This is a genomic window from Kouleothrix sp. 19917, assembly GCF_057073505.1.
Genome location: NZ_CP097099.1, coordinates 1,883,864 through 1,902,520, shown reverse-complemented (window position 1 = coordinate 1,902,520; position 18,657 = coordinate 1,883,864). Strand labels below are relative to the sequence as shown.

The window sequence follows — 18,657 nt, the reverse complement described above, 5'->3', positions numbered from 1 at the left end:
TACAAAGCCAAAATTAGTGCGTAGTGCGTAGGTGCAGAGCTACAGAATTGCGCTGTTTTTATAGCGGTTTGCAGAACGATTGACCATTCATTGCTGGCGAGAAACTCATTGTAAAGTGGAAATGCCACTGCCTCCTGCCAGCTGCAAACTGCTATAGAATTACACCGTCCGCTCCAAGTCGAGCACGGCATTGGCGGCTTCGAGCAGGCGCGGCACAAGGTGCCATTCTTTGGCGGTGACGCTACGGAAGCGCCGGCCCATGATTTTCAGCAGCGAGTCGGCCTCGTACAGGCGCAGCCAGCGCGTGTCGATCGCCCGGCCGGCAGCCCCGTAGCCTTCCAGAAACACCTGCCCGACATGCTCGATAAACGCGGCATCCTGCGGCTTGCGAATGGCTTTCCAGCGCAGGTAGGCCATGAAATTGCCGAGATCGCGCGCCTGGTTGCTCCAGCAGAAGCCGTCGAGGTCGATCATCACCAGCTCGCCATCTTCGATCATAAACTGGTCGGTGCGGAAGGCGCCGTGCCCCGCGCTGGCCCTGGGTTCGGGCTGCTCGGCCGCCAGCGCGGCAATGCGCTCGACAGCGGCGCAGTACTGCTCGGCCAGCGCGGCATCGACGGCGGCCATGGGAGCGATATATTCGCGCAGTTCGTCGAGATCATCGGCCATGGTGCGGGGCGGGCCAGCCACTTCGGTGCAGCCATGCAGCCCGGCCAGGCGCGCGCCAGCATCGCGCAGCCAGCGCTCGCGCAAAGCAGCATCCTGCTTGGGGTCGAAAGCCAGGTCGTTCAGCTCGGCGCCACCCTGCACTTCATCCTGAATGAGCACATGAATGTCGGGCCAGTAGACCAGTGGCGGCAGCACGCGTGGCATGCCGGGGTTGCGCTCGCGCGCGCCGTGCAGCGCGGTGATCGTCGCCAGCGACAGCTCGCCGCCGTCGTTCAGCAGCTTGCCGAAAAAGGTCTGCGGGCCAGCCGAGGTGTCGAGATCATAGCGGAACACGCAGCGCACATTCGGGCGGTAGCGCACCGGCGTGACCGTGCAGCGCTCGATGGTGGCGTTGGGCAGCAGCGCCGCGAAATGCGCGCGCATCACCTCGGGGTCGGTGGCCTGGGCCAGCCAGGGCAGCTTGGTGTCGGTGTGATAAAGACGGTGAGCCGCGCCGGCCGGGGTGATTTCCAGCACGCCAATGGTTGGAAGGGCCGCGCCATCCTGCTCGGCGGCAAGCGCGTAGGTGGTGACGCAGCGCGTGTGGGGCTGATATTTCGTGTCTTGCAGCTTGATCTTGCTGATCGTCACCGGGCTGCCGCCGGCCGGCCATTGCTCGGCAAACAAACGCGCCACGCGGTCGAGATCGAAGGCGAGCGGCAGCGCGGGCAGATCCGCGTCAAACGTATATGGATCGCTCATCACACCCCCAGTTTGGGCTTACATTCTTCAGGCTGAGCATTGTGGACAGTGCTATTCTACATCAAAGTCCCAAAATTCATCCACAGATGACGCAGATGATGCAGATACAAACCTCCTATCTGTGTCATCTGTGTCATCTGTGGAGAGATCTCGTTCCCCATTCCAACAGAACATGCCCTGATGGTGCTGCGATTATGCGGCCACCGGCAGGCGCATGCCCAGCTCGAATGATTCCAGCGTTTCGCCCGCGCCGGCCTCGTTCATCATGCCCAGCAGCATTTCCGCCGCCGTATCCACGCCCGTGATGTCGGGGCGGTTGAGGGCCGGCATGCGCGGGCCACGCGCCAGCGCGCCACAGACCTGCGCGGCCACATGCTCGGTCACCAGCGCGTCGGGGTCGATCATTTCCACCCAGCCGCGCTCGGCGAACAGGCGCGCGCGCATTTTCTGCTCGGCGCTGGGGCCACGGCGCGGGATCAGGATGGCGCGCTTGCCCGAGCGCAGGATTTCCATGGTGGTGTTGTAGCCAGCCATCGCAACCGTCAGGTCGGCCGCCTCGATGTAGCTCAGCGTATCGTTGACCGAGAGCGAAACGCGGGCGGGCAGGCCACGCGTGCGGGCCTCAAGGTCGCGGCGCTGGTCGGCGGGCATGAACGGCCCGGCCACAATCGCCAGATACACCTTCTGCAAGGCGCTGATCGCGGGCAGCGCGTCGATCAGGGCGCGCATCATTGGGTAGGCATCCGCGCCGCCGCCAGCCATCGCAACAATCAGCTTGGTTTCGCTGTCGCTGCTGCTGATGTATTTAGCGCGCGCCCGCGCAGTGTAGCGCGCAGTCTGCGGCGTGCAAACATAGCCGGTGTAGAGCATGCGGTCGCGCACGTCGGCGGAGAAACCATACTGATCGGCCAGGTCGAACACGTCGCGCTTGCCATAGACCAGCACGCTGTCGTAGTAGCGCTCGATTGCGTCGTATGCGCCTTCGACATCCCAGCGCCGCCGCACGACCTCGGGAGCATCGAGGATGTCGCGCAGGCCCAGCACAATTTTGGTGGGCGCTCCCGTGGCGCGCAGCGCGGCCAGCGTGGGCAGAAGCTCGCCCATCGCGCCATGCGGCATGTGGTCGACCAGCAGGACATGCGGCTGGTAGCTCAGCACCGCGCTGCGGATCAGCTCGCGGCGCATGTTCGACACGGCCTCGAACGACATGGGCAGGCTCACTGCGCGCCAGTCGCCCGGGCCGGCCTTGACGATCGACGGCAGCTTCAGGTAGTCGTGGTTGGTGCTGCTCTCGAAGAACTGACCCAGCCGCGAGTCGGCCATCGTCAGGACGGCGGTATCGGGGTTTGCGCGCACAATCTGGTTTGCGATCGAGGTCGTGCGGCGCATATGACCCAATCCCAGCCCATCCTGCGAATACATCATCAAGCGTGGCGTCACACTCTGGCTCTTCACTCGCTGCATGTCGGTCCTCCCTCACGTTTCGTCAACCGTTTCGTTCGTGGGCCTAGCATAGCCCAGCCTGCCCACATCGCCAATGATATTTTTCACACTGTGTGATCTGTTTGTTAACTGTTGGACGAAGAGCTACGCCCCTGCGTCGCACAGCGCGAATCGTCCTTCTGGCGTACTCCGAATGCCGCTCCCTGCTTAACAAACTTGCTGTCTGCAACCTTCAATTCATTCCCCTCGTCTGTTAGGTAGCTACGATAATGCTCCATAGAAAAGGAGGATGCATGAGCACCAACTATTCCGAGCAGGACACCGAGCGCGCCCGCGCCGCCGAGGGCACCTCGGCAGGGATTCCGACCCAGCAACTTGGCCTGCCGCCCCTGGCTGCGCCAAGCGCGCTGCCCACGAGCAACCGCAACAACCCCGTCGCGCTGGGCCTGATCGCGATTGGCGCGCTGCTGCTGTTTGGGCGTGTGGCGGGCGTGCGCGTTGATCTCGCGCCGGGCATGGTGCTGCTGACGATCGCAAGCTGTTTTTTGTTTTTCTCGTTCTGGAAGCGAATCTATGGCCTGCTCATCCCCGGCAGCATCCTGGCCGGCCTGAGCGCCGGCGTCACCTTTGCCGACCTGACCAATGGCGTATCGGTGCTGTGGGGCCTGGCGCTGGGCTTTCTGGCCATCCTGTTCGTGGGGCGCACGCTGTTCGGAAAGACTAACTCGTGGCCGGCCATCCCTGCGGTGATCCTGTTTGCGGTTGGCCTGATCGTAGCGGCGGCGAACCTGCCGGGCCTGCTGGCCGGCGGGCTGGTGTGGCTGCCGCTGCTGCTGATCGGCGCGGGGCTGTACCTGGGCTGGGGCCGCCGCCGAACCGCGTAGGAGAGCGAAAGAATAGAGCCACAGAGAGCACAGAGCGCACGGAGTATAGGATTTAGACCAGGTGTGCTCTGTGGCTTTTCTAAAATCCTTCACGAACCTGTAATTCATTCAGCGCCCACGGCATTCTTGTCGCGGGCGCTGCCGTTGGCACGCAAGCGTGGTAGACTGAGCGCAGCAAGGAGTGAAAAAAGGAGCCAGCCATGGCCGAGATGCGTTTGTTTGGCACCGAGATGAGCCGGCCCATCCAGCGGCCGGGCGCGCATGGCGTGCAGGCCAGTGTTATTCAGCTGCCCAGCGCCATCGCCAACCTCATGAGCCGCGAAGAATTAGCTGAACGCTACCAGGGTTTGCCGATCATCCTGGAACAGCCGGTTGGTGTGTTTGCGCTGTTCTTTGATGCGCAGGGCGCGATTGACGAGCACAGCGCCGAATACCCGATTGTGTTTCTGATCATTGGCGGCAGCGGCTTTGTGCGCGTGGGTGGCCCGAACGCGCCGGCCGAGGCAGTGCACGCCGGCTACGCCGTGCTCTGGCCGGCAGGATCGCTGCACAAAGCCTGGACCGACGGCGAGCCAATGCAGGCGATTGCCATCGAGTTCCCGGCTGTTGGCGGCGAAACGGCGGCCGAGGAAGAAATCGAGTAGGTGGGATTAGGGCCGAAATTTATCCACAGATTACGCAGATTACACAGATGGGAAACATTATATTTGTGTAATCTGTGTATCGATTGTGTTCCCATTCCAGCGCTGAGTAGCCCAAAGGTACGATTGCCTAACGTATGCAGGGATGCGTAATCATGCTACAATAGGTATTGCCCGCATGTCACGCGATATTTCACTGGTGAGAGGAGCTCGCTGCACATGCACCCACGCATTCCCATCCCTGCTGCGCGCCTGATGCGCGCCGTTTTGCTGTGCCTCGGCGCGCTGCTGGCGTTTGGCCCGGCGCTCGCGGCGCAGGCGGCCCCGCAAACCTTTCTGGTGACGAAATTCACCGACAGCGCCGACGGCACGTGCAACAGCTCGGATTGTTCGCTGCGCGAGGCGATTATCGCGGCGAATGCCAACCCCGGCGAAGACACAATCACCGTGCCGGGCGGCACCTTCACGATTGACATTGCCGGGCCGGGCGAGGACATGAGCGCCACCGGCGACCTCGACATCCGCGAGGCGGTGATCTTTCAAATGGCCGGCACCGCTACCTTCTCGCTGCTCAACAACTGGAGCGACCGCGTCTTTCAGATTCTGCCCAGCGTCACCGTGACGATGAGCAAACTCGTGATCGCCAATGGCAAGCTGCCGGGCGGCAGTGGCGGCGCGCTGCTCAATCAGGGCACGCTGACGCTGAGCGACAGCACGTTCAGTAATAACACGGCTGGCAGCGGCGGCGCGATCGCGAACCAGGGCACGCTGACGCTGAGTAACTCGACCGTGAGCAATAACAGCGCCAGCACCGGCAACGGCGGCGGCATTTTCAGCAGCGGCACGCTCACCCTGAATAATGTGACAATGACGAGCAACAATGCGCCCGCTGGCAATGGCGGTGGGCTGGCGGCTTCGGGCTTTGCAACGCTCACCACCAGCAGCGTGAAAAGCAACACCGCGCTGGCGGGCGGCGGCATTCATTCCGGTGCGACGCTGGAGCTGAACAGCAGCACCGTGAGCGGCAACACTGCCAGCAGCACTGGCGGCGGCGGTATTTTCAGCAGCGGCACGCTCACGCTGAATAAGTCCACCATTTCTGGCAACACTGCGGCGGGCGGCGCGCGCGGCGGCGGCATCCTCAACACTGGCGCGCTGGCAGCCACCAACACCACCATCAGCGGCAACACGGCCAGCAGCGGCGGCGGCCTGGCTAACGCCAGCAGCGCCACGCTGGCCAACGCAACCGTGGCGCGCAACATTGCCACGGGCGGCAGCGGCGGCGGCCTGGTGAACGACGCCGGCAAGACGGCGACGCTGCGCAACACAATTCTGGCCGAAAACACTGGCAGCGCCGCGCCCGACTGCGCCGGCTCGCTCACGTCGCAGGGCTACAATCTGGTTGGCACCGTCGCTGGCGCGTGCGTGGTCAACACCGCCACTGGCGACCGCCCGAACCAGGACGCGCAGCTGATGAGCTTGAAAGATAATGGCGGCGCGACGCTCACCCACGGCCTGCAGCCCAGCTCGGCGGCGCTGGATGCGGGCAGCCCGGCCACGCCCGGCAGCGGCGGCACTGCCTGCGCCGCCAGCGATCAGCGCGGCATTGGCCGGCCACAGATGGGCCGCTGCGACATCGGCGCGTTCGAGCTGGTGGGCGTCTCAATCATCGATTTCGCGTTTCAGCCGGGCAACCTGATCGTGCCGGCCGGCACAACTGTGCGCTGGAAGAACCTCGGCGCAAGTAACCACAGCACGATCAGCAACGTCAATAGCTTCGACTCGTGGAGCTCGCCAGCACTCGGCCCGGGCGACACCTTCCTGCACACGTTCAACACCAACGGAACGTTTGCCTACCATTGCTCGTTCCACCCGAATACCATGTCGGGCACGATCACCGTGACTGGCACCTCGGTTGACCCGGTGCCGCTGCTCACCAGCCTGAGCCCGAATACCGCCGCCGCCGGCAGCCCGACCTTCTCGCTGGTGCTGAACGGGCAGAATTTCCATCAGGACGCGACCGTGGCGTGGGGCAATACCACGCTGCAAATCACATCGTTCAGCCCGACTCAGATTATTGCCACGGTTCCCGCCGCGCTGCTTGCCACCCCCGGCACAGTGAATGTGCGTGTGGTAAACCCGCAGAATGCTGGCGGCGAATCAAACGCACTGAAGTTCATAATCACCAGCAGCAACGCGCCCGTACTCGATTCGCTCAGCCCAGCTTCTGCGCCAGTCAACAGCCCGGCCTTCACGCTCACGCTGCACGGCAGCAATTTTGCGCCGGGCGCGACGGTGCAGTGGGGCGGCACCAGCCTGACGCCGGCAACGCTGAACAGTGCCACCATCACCGTTCAAATCCCGGCGAACCTCCTGACAAGCGCCGGCACGGTCAGCGTGAGCGTGCTGAACCTGCCCGCCGACGGCGGCCAGTCGAATGCGCTCACCTTCACGATCTCCGGCTTGGGCGAAAGCCCGGTGCCGGCGATTGTGGCGCTGCTGCCGAACGTCGCATGGGTCGGCAGTTCGTCAATCGTTATGACGATTACTGGCAGTGGATTTACGGACCTTTCGCGCGTGCAGTTCGGCGACATCGAGCTGATCCCGAGCGGCTTCAGCGCCACGCAGCTGGTGGTGACGGTGCCGGCCGGCCTGCTTACCGCAGTGCGCACCTTCTCCGTTACCGTCAGCAACCCCGCGCCGGGCGGCGGAACATCGAACGCGCTGCCCTTCTTTGTTCTGCCCGAGCCGCAGGTGTATGTGCCGCTGGCGCGGCGCGGTTAGGCTACTAGCAGAGAACACATGGCCTGAGCCACAGAGCGCACAGAGATCACTGAGTATGTACCCCAAAACTCGGTGGTCTCTGTGCGCTCTGTGGCCCAAACTTTTTGCACTTCACTTTTGGTATGACGAAAGATGAAGCGCAACGTGGTCATTCGTCCTTCGTCTCAGCTCAAGCGCGCTACCCCGCATACAGATACAGCTCGCCCGGCTGGAGCATATGGCAGCGCTGGAATGGCGCGCGCCGCTCGATCTCGTCGAACAGCAGGCTCGGGTTCACGCGATTGCCGGCGAACAAATCGTTATGCACGCCAATCAGCACGCGCGCGCCTAGCTGTGTCGCCAGCTGCACGGCCTCGCCCGGCCACAGGTTGCCCACAATATTGCGCTGATCGCGGAAATAGTCGCGCCCGTTGATCGGCAGCAGCGCCAGATCGATTCGCGCGTCATCGAGCGCAGCGGCGATCTCGGGGATCATAATCGTGTCGCCGGAATGGTAGATCGTCACGCCGTTCCACTCCAGCAGAAAACCCATCCAGCGCGAATGGCCCTCGTCGTCGACCTCGTAGCTGTAGTGCGCGGCCGGGATGGCTGTGTAGCGCAGCCCGCCAATCGACGCGGGCTGGCCCAGGCGCGGCAGCACAATCCGCTCGGCCGGCACATCCGCTTCCAGCGCCACATCGCGCCCGCCCGGCGAGGTAATTAGCACGGCCTGCGGCGAGGCCGCCATCAGTGGGCCAAGCGTCGCGCCATCGGCATGATCCATATGCTCGTGGGTTGCGAACACCGCCTGCGCGTGACGTATTGCGCCGGGCACGATTGGCACCGGGAAGCGCCGGCCATGCCCGCCATCGCGCGCCACCTCGCCCGACAGGTATGGGTCGATATACACGATCATATCGCCGCCCTTGATCACGAAGCCAGCCTGGCCCAGCGCCCACAGCGCCAGCTGGCCGGGCGGCACCGCCAGGCGGTCGATCTGGGCGATCAGGTCGGCGCTCGATGGCATACTCATGGAGTTCTCCTTCTCACTGCGGCACGCGCCAGTGTGTTTTGGCTATTGTACTGCCAATTGCCGGCCTGATGGCAGAGCGCACCTGCTGCACCAATATCCCAAAAGTACACTCTCCGGCGTTCATCCCAACACGATCCCCGCCGCCGACCGGCCAATCTGGCTGATTGACCGGTTGACCTCCAAGTAATGCCATTGTTTCTGGCGCTTGTGCTCACGATCTGCTCGGCTTGCGTGGCCGAAACGGTGGTATCATTCTTTGAGATGCCGGTGGCACAGATACTGCACATTCGGCAAGAGCATACGTAGCAGTGCGGCGCAGTCAGCGACCCAATCGCATGCGCGCCGCGCACTTATGGCGAGCGTGTTCGTGAATCAACATATCAGTAACTTTACCTACCGCTTCCGGCCCGAACAGCCCAAAGCCGAGTCTGCCTACCTCTCGATTGCCGCGAATGCCCGCCGCCCGTTCTTCTCCCGGGGCGAGCCGCTGAATGTCGTGGTGTGGAACACCTACAAAGGCAAGCGCGAACGCTACTACGATGTGCTTGCCGAGCATGGCAGCAACGCCGATCTGATTCTGCTGCAGGAATTTCGGCACGACCCACTGCTCGAATCAGCGCATGGCTCGCTTTTCGCCGAGCGCGACGCCGGCTTGGCGATTAGCTTCTACACACGCCCCAGCCAGAGCTCGCCAACGGGAGTGTGCACGGTTTCCAGCGTGCGCTCGACCGACACGCAACTCGTGCTGTCGCGCTATTTCGAGCCAGTGACGCGCACACCCAAAATGGCAATCTGCACCTGCTACCCGATCGACTGCGACGACTGCGCGCCCGAGCAGACACTGCTGGTGTTCAACAGCCACGGCATCAATTTCCGCTTGCGCAAGCCATTCCTCGACCAGATGCACCAGTTTGAGGAACATCTGCGCCACCACCGAGGCCCGATCATTCTGGTGGGCGATTTCAATACTTGGGAGCGCGGGCGCGTGCGCATTCTCGAGTCGATCACGCACCGCATTGGCTTGCAGCGCATCAGCTTCCCCACTGGCATCAAATCGGTGCGCGGGCACGAGCTCGACCGGGTGTATGTGCGCGGCGGCATAGCGCAGGAGCAGCGGGTGGTAGCTAACGCGGCCGCCTCCGACCATAGCATGCTGGCGTTTCAGTTTGTGCTCGATGCATAAACAACCGACTCAGCAATGCTGAATATGATGCTTCTACGGCGCGCGGCTCACACCCGCGCGCTTTCTTGTTGGTTGACAGTCGTGGTGGCGCGCGCTATACTACCGCCAGATTTTTGACCAAATAATCAAAAATAGTCATATGACTGAAGAATCAGATCGCACAGCCAGCAAAACCGAGCGCCGCATCGCCCGCGCACACCGCATCCTCGATGCTGCCGGCACGCTGATTCTGCGCTGGGGCTACAACAAAACCGCCATCGACGACGTGGCGCGCCAGGCGGGCGTGGCGAAGGGAACGATCTACCTGCACTGGAACACGCGCGAAGAGCTGTTCGCCGCACTCATCCACCGCGAGCGCTTGTCCATGAGCGCCGATCTGCGCGCGCGCGTCGCTGCCGACCCGGCGGGCGGCACACTGCATGGCCTGCTCAAACACTCCGCGCTGGCGCTGATGCAGCGCCCGCTGCTCAAGGCGCTGCTGCTGGGCGACCCGGCGATTCTTGGCAGGCTGGCGGGCGGTGAGCACAGCAGTGCCGCTTTTGCTGAGCGGATGGCCGGCTTTGGCGTGTACCTGGCGTTTCTGCGCGAACGCAGGCTGCTGCGCACCGACCTGAGCGCCGATCAGCAACTGCTGGTATTCAGCGCGATTTTCGCCGGCTTCTTTCTTGCCACGCCGCTGCTACCGCCCGAGCTGCGCCGCCCCGACGACGAAGTGGCCGAGCTGATGGCGCTTGCCGCCCGCCGCGCGCTGGAGCCTGAGCGCGAGCTTTCAGATGGGGAGCTGCGCGAGCTGCAAGAATCGTTTCTGAGCTATATCGACCGGGCGACGGCGCGGGCAGATGAGCGCCTTCGTGAAGAGCTGGGCTAGACAGAGCCGAGAGTCGAGAGCCAAGAACCAAGAATTGCGTCCTGAGTAGGCCGAAGGCCGTATCGAAGGGCGAGAACCAAGAACCAGCCGGTATAAAAGAATTCTTTATTCACAGAACCTTTTCAGTTGCTCGTTTTAGATTTTTCTGCGTAATCTGCGTAATCTGTGGATATGTAATCGAGGCACACGCAATGATCGCATTCTTTCAGGATCTTTCGCCCGAGCAGGCCGCGCAGGCTGGCGGCAAGGGTCGCGCGCTGGCCGAGCTGCGCCATGCGGGCGTGCCAGTGCCGAATGGCTTTGTGGTGCTGGCAGATTCTTTCGACGGCGACGCGCTGCGCCCGGAAGCGTGGGAAGGGGCGCGCGCCGCGCTGGCAACCCTGCGCGCCGAGCAACCGGGCGCGGCCTTTGCAGTGCGCTCCTCGGCACTCAGCGAAGATTCGGCCAGCGCGTCGTTTGCGGGCGAGTTTGAAAGTGTGCTCGACGTGCACGACGACGAGCAGGTGCGCGCCGCGATTGAAGCGGTGCGGCGCTCGCGCCACGCCGGGCGGGTGGCGGCCTACAGCGCCGCGCAGGGTCTGGACGCTGCGCACGAGATGGCCGTGGTGGTGCAGGTGTTAGTGCCGGCCGAGGCATCGGGCATACTATTCACCGCAAACCCGCTCAGCGGCGCGCGCGACCAGATGCAGATCAACGCAACCTGGGGCTTGGGCGAGGCGCTGGTGAGCGGGCATGTCACCCCCGACACGCTGGTGGTCGACGCGGCCAGCGGCGCGCTGCTGGAGCAGCAGATCAGTGCAAAAGAACTCATGACGGTGCGCGGCGAAGACGGCACGCGCGAGGAAGCGGTGCCAGCCGCGCAGCAGCGCGCCGCCGTGCTGGATGCGGCGCAGGCGGCCGAACTTGCGCGTTTAGGCCGGCAGATCGCGGCGCATTTCGGCATGCCCATGGACATCGAGTGGGCGCTGAGCGGCGGAAAGTTCGCAATCGTGCAGGCGCGGCCGATCACGACGCTGCGCGAGCCGCCCGCCGAAGTGTGGAACGACAGCCTGAAGGGCGACTACCTGTGGACCAGCAACAACCTTGGCGAAGCGATGCCAAACGTGATGACGCCCGCAACCTGGTCGCTGATGCAAATCTTTATGGCCGACACCATGGTTTTTTCGGCGGTGCAGGGCCACCCGCTGGTGGGCAACATTGGCGGCCGGGCATATATGAATGTAAGTTTGCTGGCAACGCTGGCGCAAAGCTTCGGCCTGGGCCAGGAGCGCTTTGCCGAAGCCAACAAGCAGGTGTTTGGCTATGTGCCGGCTGGCCTGGGCGTGCCGACGCTCCCGGTTGGGCGCTGGCAGATTATTCGCGAGGTGCTGCCGCAGGCGGTGCGGATGCGTCGGCGCGTTGCGGCCAACCAGTCGCGCCTGGCTGCCTTTCTCGCCAGCGCGCCGGCCCGCAGCACAGCCCTGCGTGAGCGCGCCAGCAACGCCCGCGACGCCGCCGAGCTGCTGGCGCTGTGGGAACAGGAGCTGCTGCCATTCTTCCGCGAATGCAGCCACATGCTCGAAGCGGGCGCGCGCCAGGACGGCTCAGCGATTGTGTGGGTGCGGCGCACGCTGGAGCGTCTGGTGGGCGAGGCCGACACGAATGCGCTGCTGGCTGGCCTGAACAGCGGCAGCGGCCCGCTCGCCAGCCTTGGCCCACTGCTTGGGCTGACGCAGCTCGAACGCGGCGAGATCGACCGCGCGACCTTTGCGCGCACCTGGGGGCATCGCGGCCCATACGAGTTCGAGGTTTCGGTGCCGCGCCCGGCCGAGGACCCGGCCTGGATCGATGCGCAACTAGCCAGCCTGCGCGATGCCCCGCTCGATGTGGATGGCCTGCTGGCGCGCCAAAAAGCTGCGCAAACTGCCGCCTGGGCGCGGCTTGCTTCTCGCTATCCCGCGCGGTTGCCCCGCCTGCGCCGCAAGACTGCACAGGCCGCCGAGGCCTACCGCATGCGCGAGGCTGCGCGCTCCGAGGTGGTGCGCGTGTTCTGGCCGCTGCGCGCTTTTGTGCAGCGCGCCGGCACGCTTAGCGGCATTGGCGACGACATCTTTTTCCTCTCTGTCGAAGAAATTCTGGCGCTGCTGCGAGGCGAACACGCGGCGCTGGAGCACATCCCGACCCGTCGCGCCGCATACGAACAGTATGTCGCGCTGCCAAGCTACCCGGCCTTTATTCGCGGCCACTTCGAACCCGAGCGCTGGGCCGCCGACCCGGCCCGCCGCAGCGATGTGTTCGACGCTGCGCAGACCGCCGCCCCCCGCCAGCGCGACAATTAGCGGCTTCCCCGGCGCGGCGGGCGTGGTGGAAGGAACTGCGCGTGTGCTGGCCCGCGCCGAAGACGGCGGCGCGCTCGAAGCCGGCGAAATTCTGGTGACGACGGTAACGAACGTCGGCTGGACACCTTTGTTCCCGCGCGCCGCCGCCGTGGTGACGGATGTGGGTGCGCCGCTCTCACACGCCGCAATTGTCGCGCGCGAGCTGGGCATCCCGGCGGTGGTGGGCTGCGGCAACGCGACCATGCGCATCCACACCGGCGACCGCCTGCGCGTCGATGGCGTGCGTGGCACAGTCGAGATTTTGGGGTAGGCTGCTGCAATTTTAAGTTCTGAATGCTGAATGTTGAATGTTGAGTTAGGAAGCGTATAGGTTTGCAAGTTGCTGGTTGCATTCAAAAACTTTGCGCCCTTTGCGCTCTTTGCGGTAAACATACTGCTGGCTGTCATTCGTCCTTCGTCATTCGTCCTTCGTCGATGGCCCGTAACCTGCAACCTTCAAACATGAAACCTTCAACCCCACAACAGGAACACTATGCTGCATCCGCAAGATTTCGAACATCATTATGTCATGCTAAACGGCATTCGCATGCACTACGCGCAGGCCGGGCATGGCCCGCAGCTGGTTGTGCTGCTGCACGGCTTCCCCGAGTGCTGGTGGTCCTGGCGGCACCAGCTGGCGCTGTTTCGCGACACGCCCGCGCTGGCGGCGCGCTACACGCTCGTCGCGCCCGACCTGCGCGGCTACAACGAAACCGACCGGCCAGGCTGGGGCTATGAGCTGGACGTGCTGGTGCAGGATGTCGTCGAGTTGATTCGCGCGCTTGGGCATCGCAGCGCGGTTGTTGGCGGGCACGACTGGGGCGGCGGCATTGCGTGGGCGCTGGCGATTGCGCGCCCCGAGCTGGTGCAGCGCCTGATCGCAATGAACATCCCGCACCCGGCGCTGTTTGCCGAAGCGATCGGGCGCAACTGGCGGCAATCGCTGCGCTCGTGGTATTTTGGCTTCTTTCAGCTGCCCTGGCTGCCCGAGCTGGCGATTCGCGCCAATGGCTACGCTGCAATCGAGCGCGCTTTCACCGCCATGGCCATCAACCCGGCGCGCTTCACGCCCGACGATATTCGCATTTTCCAATCGGCAATGGCCGCGCCGGGCGCAGCAACTGCGGCAGTGAACTACTACCGCGCGATTGTGCAGCAGGGCGCACGCGGCATGTTTCGCGGCACTGGCATGCGCGTGCATGCGCCCACGCTGCTGATCTGGGGTGAGAACGACGCCGCGCTCGGCAAAGAGCTGACCTACCGCACCGAGCGCTATGCGCCCAACCTACGCATCCACTACATCCCAAATTGCTCGCACTGGGTGCAGCAGGAGCAGCCCGAGCTGGTGAACCAGGCCATGCAGGAGTTTCTTGCGGCCATGCCAGCGGCGCGTTCGATCTGAGATTTTATGGCAGCGCCAGCGCGGCCTGAACCGCCGCGTAGGCATCCACCATGCCATAGCCCGCAGCATTGTTCGGCACGCCCGCGTCGAGGCAGCTGGTCTGCACGCCATCATAGGGCCGCGCCGTTTCGGCCAGGATCTGCTCGGTGCGGTCGATGTCGCCGACCAGGCGCGGCTGGGCCGACCACATCAGCGCCACGACCCCGGCGACGTGCGGCCCGGCCATGGAGGTGCCGCTGTTCTCGCCATAGGTGCCGCCCGGCAGCGCCGAAAGCACATCCACACCCGGCGCAACAACATCGGGCTTGATGCGGTCGCTGCCGTCGACCTCGACCGGGCCGCGACTGCTGAAACTCGCCAGATCGCCGGACTGGTCGATTGCGCCAACGCTGAACGCCGCATCGTAGATTGCAATCGGGTCGCTGACGCTGCCACAGCGCGGGCCTTCATTACCGGCGCTCGCCACCACAAAGATGCCAGCCGCACGCAGCGCCCGCACCGCCGGCCCCAGCGCGGCGGCGTCGCAGCCCTCGATTGGCGGGCAGCCCCACGAGTTGTTCAGCACATGCGCGGCGCGGGCCGGGTCGCCATCGGCCAGCGGGTTGCCGCGCTGCGGGTAGGGCGCCAGCATGAACTGCATGCAGTCGAGGTAGTAGGCCGGGTTGCCCAGGTTGCGGCCAAGATTCACGCAGCCAATCCACTCCGCGCCAGGGGCCACGCCAATGCCGCCCTGCCCAACGATGGTGCCGGTGGTGTGCGTGCCATGGCCGCCCAGGTCGGTCGGCGCGCTGCTGCCAAACCAGGGATCGAGCCAGTTGTAGTCGTTCTGCCCATCGCGCCCGCGATAGGCGTCGCGCAGCGCCGGGTGGTCGCCCTGCACGCCGCTGTCGGATTCGCCCACCACAATGCCCGCGCCAGTGACATGCAGCTCGTCCCACACCTCGTTCGCGCCAATCATGCGGATGTTCCACTGCGGGCCGTCGGGCGGCGCGGCGCTGCCTTCTTCCGCCACAAGCGGCACCGACAGCGGGCGCAATTCCGGGTTATCGAGCACGCGGTCGACTTCGGGCAGCGTGGCGAGGTAGGCGCGCAGAAGTGGCCCGCCATCGACTTCGAGGCCATTCACAAGATAGTAGGGCTTGTAGCGCACACCAAAGCGGTCGAGCGTGGCGCGCAGGCCGGCCTGGCTGGTGTTGGCGCGCTCGGTCAGCGTTGTGTAAACGAACCGCAGGCGCTCGGCGCGGTCGTTAATGGCACTCGCCGGGCTCAGGTCGGCCTGGTCACGCATGACGACAAAGAGCTTTTCGCCATAAAAACCGGGCTGCCCGCCAAAGAAATACAGCGCCAGCGCCAGCGCGGCCGCCACCGCAAACGCCCCCGCGCCAGCAAGGCGCGGCAGCCCGGCGCGCAAACCTGCGCTCAGCCCAAGCAACATCAGGCCGACCAGCGCGCCAATCAGCTGCGAAAACAGCGTGGCGCGGAAGGTGATTCCCAGCTCGGTTGTGCCAAGCAGCAGCGAAAATTCGTCGGGGTCGAGCAGCGCCAGCGGGCCGAACGCGGCCACTGCCACCAGCGCAGCGACCGCCAGCCAGCCGCCCATCCCGCCAAGCCGCGCCCAGCGCGCCAGCGCAAAGGCCGCGCCGCCAAGTGGCAGCAGCACCAGCATCAGCGGAACCTGCGCGCCGCCCGCGCCAAAGCCCGCGCCAAGCACCAGCAGCGCCACGCCCGCCGCAATGCCGCCCAGCCCAACATCCTGCCACGCGCCAAGTGGCGCTTCCAGCAGCGGCGCGGCCAGCCAGCGGTCGAGCAGCAGGCCAGCGAAGCCGCCTAACGCGAGCGCGGACAGCCCATTCAGCAGCACATCGGTGGGTGAGCCAAGCGCGCCGGATTGCAGCCAGGGCAGGAGCACCAGCAGGCCAAGCGCGCCGCCAGTCAGGCCATAGCTCCGGCGCACTGCTGACGCATTTCTCCCCGGCTGCCAGAAGAATAGCGCGCCAATTGCCAGCAGCGCCAGCGCGATCTGCGCAAGGCTGGCCGACTGCGTCCACGTAACCGGGAAAAGCCGCGCCAGGCTGAGCAATGCGGCAAAGCCAACTGCCACCAGCCACACGCGGTAGATCGCCCGGAAGCGTGGGCTGCGCACCAGCCCGGCCAGCAGCGCAGCCGGCCCGCCCGCCAGCAGCGCGTGGAGGAGCGCCAGCGCAAGCCAGAACCACCACGGCACGGTTTCGCCCTGCGCCTGCGAAACCTGATCGTAGAGCCATGCGCCAGCTTGGAGCACCAGCGTCACGCCCGCGATCCATGCGGCGGCCACGGCAAACAGCAAAAATGAAAGGCATCCATCGGCGGAGTTTTGCGGAGAAGACGCAAGTGAAGACGATTGCATAGATGTTCCTGTAGTAAACCCAGTCGAACCGAGAACCGACACCTGCCAGCGGAGCAAAACGGTTGAGGCACAGAGCGCACAGATGACACTGAGCAGAAGAGTCAAAACTCGGAGCGCCCGTTGCTCTCTGTGGCGAAATACACTTTGCTAGAGCCTCCTGAAGACCTTCGTACCTTCGAGTCTTCGTGGCAATCGTTCCTGATGGCTGTGTTTGAAAAGTTCTTCCTAAACAGCAGAATTGGCAGCGCCAGCCAGCAGGTGCGCGATGCGCTCGGCGGTGGGTGTGCCCGCGCGCGGCGTGTGAATGAGCAAGCGCAAATCGCCAGAGTCGACCGCCTGGAGCCACAGAAAATCAAAGCTCAGCGCGCCGACAACCGGATTGTGCATCGTCTTGTGCCCTTCCGAGACATTCAGCACATCGTGGCGCGGCCATAGCTCGCGAAACTCCGGGCTGACGCGATTCAGCTCGGCGATCTGCTCGGCCCACCACGGGTCGTTGATGAAGCGCCCGTAGCTGGCGCGAAACTGCGCCAGGTAGATGCGCGCCAGCTCTTGCCACTCGGGCGTGCAGACATAGGGCGAAGGCGTGGTGAACAGCGTCCAGATCAGGTTGCGCTCGCGCCCGCTGCGCGCCGAGTAGTCGCCAAATACGGCGCAGTGGGCGGCATTCCACGCAATGATGTTCGAGCGCACATCGAGCGCGCAGGCCGGCGTTGTGCCAAGCTGGTCGAGAAATTGCTGCACCGTTGGGCTGACCGTCGGCGGCGTAAAAGTTTCGACCGGCGCGGGCTGCCGCAATGCCAGCAGGAAAAGATGGTCGCGCTCGATTTCGTCGAGCCTCAGCACGCGCACCAGGCTTTCCAGCACCTGCACCGAAACGGTGATGTCGCGCCCTTGCTCCAGCCAGGTGTACCATTCCGGGCTGACACCCGCCAGCACGGCCACTTCCTCGCGCCGCAAACCGGGCGTGCGCCGCCGCAATCCATGCGGCAGGCCAACATCTTCGGGCAGCACGCGGGCGCGGCGGTTGCGCAGAAACGCGGCGAGCTCGTGCCGGCGATCGAGTTCGAGCTGATCGGCGATTCCGTGATTGTGTTGCTGTATTGCCACGCGAAACACTCCGTTTGCGATCTTTAATATTCTTTGCGGCCAGCCGCGCAGGCAGGAAGTGCGAATCCCAGGATAAACGCTTCTCTGGCTGTAATGCCCGGCTCATTATACACTGGCGCTGCGTTTGGTGAGGCCGAAGCGCGGGCGTTCACGCGAATGGCGCGGCCCGAGCGCGGTTCTCGTTCTATGGAGGAAAGTCATGCGAGTGTTTGTTACCGGCGCGAGCGGCTTTGTTGGCTCGGCTGTGGTTGCGGAATTACTGGCCGCCGGGCATCAGGTGCTTGGTCTGGCGCGCTCCGATGCCGCCGCGGCGGCGGTTGCTGCGGCTGGCGCGGACGTTATTCGCGGCGGGCTGGAAGACCTGGATGGCTTGCGCAGCGCCGCCGCTTCCGCCGACGGCGTGATTCATACCGCCTTTATTCACGATTTTTCCGACTTTGCGCGCTCAACCGCCGTCGATCAGCAGGCGATCACGGCGCTGGGCGAAACGCTGGCAGGCTCGGGCCGCCCGCTTGTGGTGACGGCGGGGATGGCCGCGCTGACGCCGGGCCGTGCTTCGACCGAAGAAGATGCGCCGAATCCGCATATCCCGCGCGTTTCTGAGCAAGCCGCCATCCAGTTTGCCGAGCGCGGCGTGCGCGCGTCGGTCATGCGGCTGCCGCCATCAGTACACGGCCAGGGCGATCATGGCTTTGTGCCGCGCCTGATCGAAATTGCCCGCGAGCGCGGCGTGTCGGGCTATGTGGGCGACGGCGCGAACGCCTGGGCGGCAGTACACCGGCTCGACGCGGCCCGCCTGTTCCGCCTGGCGCTGGAAGGTGCGCCGGCTGGGGCGCGGCTGCATGCGGTCGGCGACGAGGGCGTGCCAACCCGCGCAATTGCCGAGGTGATCGGGCGCTGGCTGCGGGTGCCGGTTGTGAGCGTGCCCGCCGAGCAGGCTGGCGAGCATTTCGGCTGGCTGGGGAGCTTCTTTTCGATGGATGTGCTGGCGTCAAGTGCACTCACTGAGCAGCGCTACGGCTGGCGGCCAGCCCAGCCCGGCCTGCTGGCCGACCTCGACCACGCGTATTACTTCGGCGGCGCGCGCTAGTGGCGACCTCGTGCGCTTTCAGCGCAGGTGCTGGTTAAGAAGGACGAAGGACGGAGGACGAAGGACGAAAGTGCATTTCGTCCTTCG

The 18,657-nt window shown here is 64.5% G+C and carries 14 protein-coding genes; 9 read left to right on the top strand and 5 right to left on the bottom strand.

The window, feature by feature from the left end:
• Positions 1–159 precede the first annotated feature (159 nt).
• Together M1P90_RS07765 and M1P90_RS07760 are read right to left on the bottom strand one after the other, a co-directional pair.
• Positions 160–1,410, bottom strand: coding sequence for a phosphotransferase (locus tag M1P90_RS07765; RefSeq protein ID WP_483702039.1), 1,251 nt, complete (start codon positions 1,408–1,410; stop codon positions 160–162).
• Between the two features lie 192 nt (positions 1,411–1,602).
• Positions 1,603–2,874, bottom strand: coding sequence for a glycosyltransferase family protein (locus M1P90_RS07760; protein ID WP_483702038.1), 1,272 nt, complete (start codon positions 2,872–2,874; stop codon positions 1,603–1,605).
• A 272-nt stretch (positions 2,875–3,146) separates the two neighbouring features.
• Between M1P90_RS07760 and M1P90_RS07755 the strand changes: the two genes are divergently transcribed.
• The 3 genes from M1P90_RS07755 (at position 3,147) to M1P90_RS07745 (ending at position 7,162) form a co-directional block, all read left to right on the top strand.
• Positions 3,147–3,737 carry a hypothetical protein gene (locus M1P90_RS07755; RefSeq protein ID WP_483702037.1) on the top strand — a complete coding sequence of 197 codons (591 nt, stop codon included), beginning with the start codon at positions 3,147–3,149 and terminating at the stop codon, positions 3,735–3,737.
• Between the two features lie 200 nt (positions 3,738–3,937).
• Complete coding sequence (locus M1P90_RS07750; RefSeq protein ID WP_483702036.1) at positions 3,938–4,381, top strand: hypothetical protein; 444 nt, start codon at positions 3,938–3,940, stop codon at positions 4,379–4,381.
• A 216-nt stretch (positions 4,382–4,597) separates the two neighbouring features.
• Positions 4,598–7,162 (top strand): IPT/TIG domain-containing protein, encoded by a 2,565-nt coding sequence (locus M1P90_RS07745; RefSeq protein WP_483702035.1) that lies wholly within the window; start codon positions 4,598–4,600, stop codon positions 7,160–7,162.
• 178 nt (positions 7,163–7,340) lie between these two features.
• Here the strand turns inward: M1P90_RS07745 and M1P90_RS07740 are convergent, their stop codons facing one another.
• Positions 7,341–8,174 carry an MBL fold metallo-hydrolase gene (locus tag M1P90_RS07740; protein ID WP_483702034.1) on the bottom strand — a complete coding sequence of 278 codons (834 nt, stop codon included), beginning with the start codon at positions 8,172–8,174 and terminating at the stop codon, positions 7,341–7,343.
• A 367-nt stretch (positions 8,175–8,541) separates the two neighbouring features.
• Between M1P90_RS07740 and M1P90_RS07735 the strand changes: the two genes are divergently transcribed.
• From M1P90_RS07735 to M1P90_RS07715, 5 genes are all read left to right on the top strand, one after another.
• A complete protein-coding gene (locus M1P90_RS07735; protein WP_483702033.1) occupies positions 8,542–9,357 on the top strand; it encodes an endonuclease/exonuclease/phosphatase family protein in 816 nt (271 codons plus the stop codon).
• 139 nt (positions 9,358–9,496) lie between these two features.
• A complete protein-coding gene (locus M1P90_RS07730; RefSeq protein ID WP_483702032.1) occupies positions 9,497–10,225 on the top strand; it encodes a TetR/AcrR family transcriptional regulator in 729 nt (242 codons plus the stop codon).
• 191 nt (positions 10,226–10,416) lie between these two features.
• Positions 10,417–12,543 (top strand): PEP/pyruvate-binding domain-containing protein, encoded by a 2,127-nt coding sequence (locus M1P90_RS07725; protein WP_483702031.1) that lies wholly within the window; start codon positions 10,417–10,419, stop codon positions 12,541–12,543.
• Positions 12,494–12,853 (top strand): PEP-utilizing enzyme, encoded by a 360-nt coding sequence (locus M1P90_RS07720; protein WP_483702030.1) that lies wholly within the window; start codon positions 12,494–12,496, stop codon positions 12,851–12,853. Before M1P90_RS07725 ends, M1P90_RS07720 begins: the two co-directional genes overlap by 50 nt.
• 222 nt (positions 12,854–13,075) lie before the next feature.
• Positions 13,076–13,984, top strand: coding sequence for an alpha/beta fold hydrolase (locus M1P90_RS07715; RefSeq protein WP_483702029.1), 909 nt, complete (start codon positions 13,076–13,078; stop codon positions 13,982–13,984).
• Between the two features lie 4 nt (positions 13,985–13,988).
• On the opposite strand, the gene M1P90_RS07710 is transcribed toward M1P90_RS07715, so the two are convergent.
• Both M1P90_RS07710 and M1P90_RS07705 read right to left on the bottom strand, forming a co-directional pair.
• Positions 13,989–16,370, bottom strand: coding sequence for a S8 family serine peptidase (locus M1P90_RS07710; protein WP_483702028.1), 2,382 nt, complete (start codon positions 16,368–16,370; stop codon positions 13,989–13,991).
• Positions 16,371–16,595: 225 nt separating this feature from the next.
• Positions 16,596–17,480, bottom strand: coding sequence for a helix-turn-helix transcriptional regulator (locus M1P90_RS07705; protein WP_483702027.1), 885 nt, complete (start codon positions 17,478–17,480; stop codon positions 16,596–16,598).
• 199 nt (positions 17,481–17,679) lie between these two features.
• On the opposite strand from M1P90_RS07705, the gene M1P90_RS07700 reads away from it, so the two are divergent.
• Positions 17,680–18,570 carry an SDR family oxidoreductase gene (locus M1P90_RS07700; RefSeq protein ID WP_483702026.1) on the top strand — a complete coding sequence of 297 codons (891 nt, stop codon included), beginning with the start codon at positions 17,680–17,682 and terminating at the stop codon, positions 18,568–18,570.
• Positions 18,571–18,657 lie beyond the last annotated feature (87 nt).

Coding starts and splice junctions, on each gene's coding strand:
- M1P90_RS07765 (WP_483702039.1), bottom strand. CDS start 1,410: ATGAGCGATCCATATACGTTTGACGCGGATCTGCCCGCGCTGCCGCTC.
- M1P90_RS07760 (WP_483702038.1), bottom strand. CDS start 2,874: ATGCAGCGAGTGAAGAGCCAGAGTGTGACGCCACGCTTGATGATGTAT.
- M1P90_RS07755 (WP_483702037.1), top strand. CDS start 3,147: ATGAGCACCAACTATTCCGAGCAGGACACCGAGCGCGCCCGCGCCGCC.
- M1P90_RS07750 (WP_483702036.1), top strand. CDS start 3,938: ATGGCCGAGATGCGTTTGTTTGGCACCGAGATGAGCCGGCCCATCCAG.
- M1P90_RS07745 (WP_483702035.1), top strand. CDS start 4,598: ATGCACCCACGCATTCCCATCCCTGCTGCGCGCCTGATGCGCGCCGTT.
- M1P90_RS07740 (WP_483702034.1), bottom strand. CDS start 8,174: ATGAGTATGCCATCGAGCGCCGACCTGATCGCCCAGATCGACCGCCTG.
- M1P90_RS07730 (WP_483702032.1), top strand. CDS start 9,497: ATGACTGAAGAATCAGATCGCACAGCCAGCAAAACCGAGCGCCGCATC.
- M1P90_RS07725 (WP_483702031.1), top strand. CDS start 10,417: ATGATCGCATTCTTTCAGGATCTTTCGCCCGAGCAGGCCGCGCAGGCT.
- M1P90_RS07720 (WP_483702030.1), top strand. CDS start 12,494: ATGTGTTCGACGCTGCGCAGACCGCCGCCCCCCGCCAGCGCGACAATT.
- M1P90_RS07715 (WP_483702029.1), top strand. CDS start 13,076: ATGCTGCATCCGCAAGATTTCGAACATCATTATGTCATGCTAAACGGC.
- M1P90_RS07710 (WP_483702028.1), bottom strand. CDS start 16,370: ATGCAATCGTCTTCACTTGCGTCTTCTCCGCAAAACTCCGCCGATGGA.
- M1P90_RS07700 (WP_483702026.1), top strand. CDS start 17,680: ATGCGAGTGTTTGTTACCGGCGCGAGCGGCTTTGTTGGCTCGGCTGTG.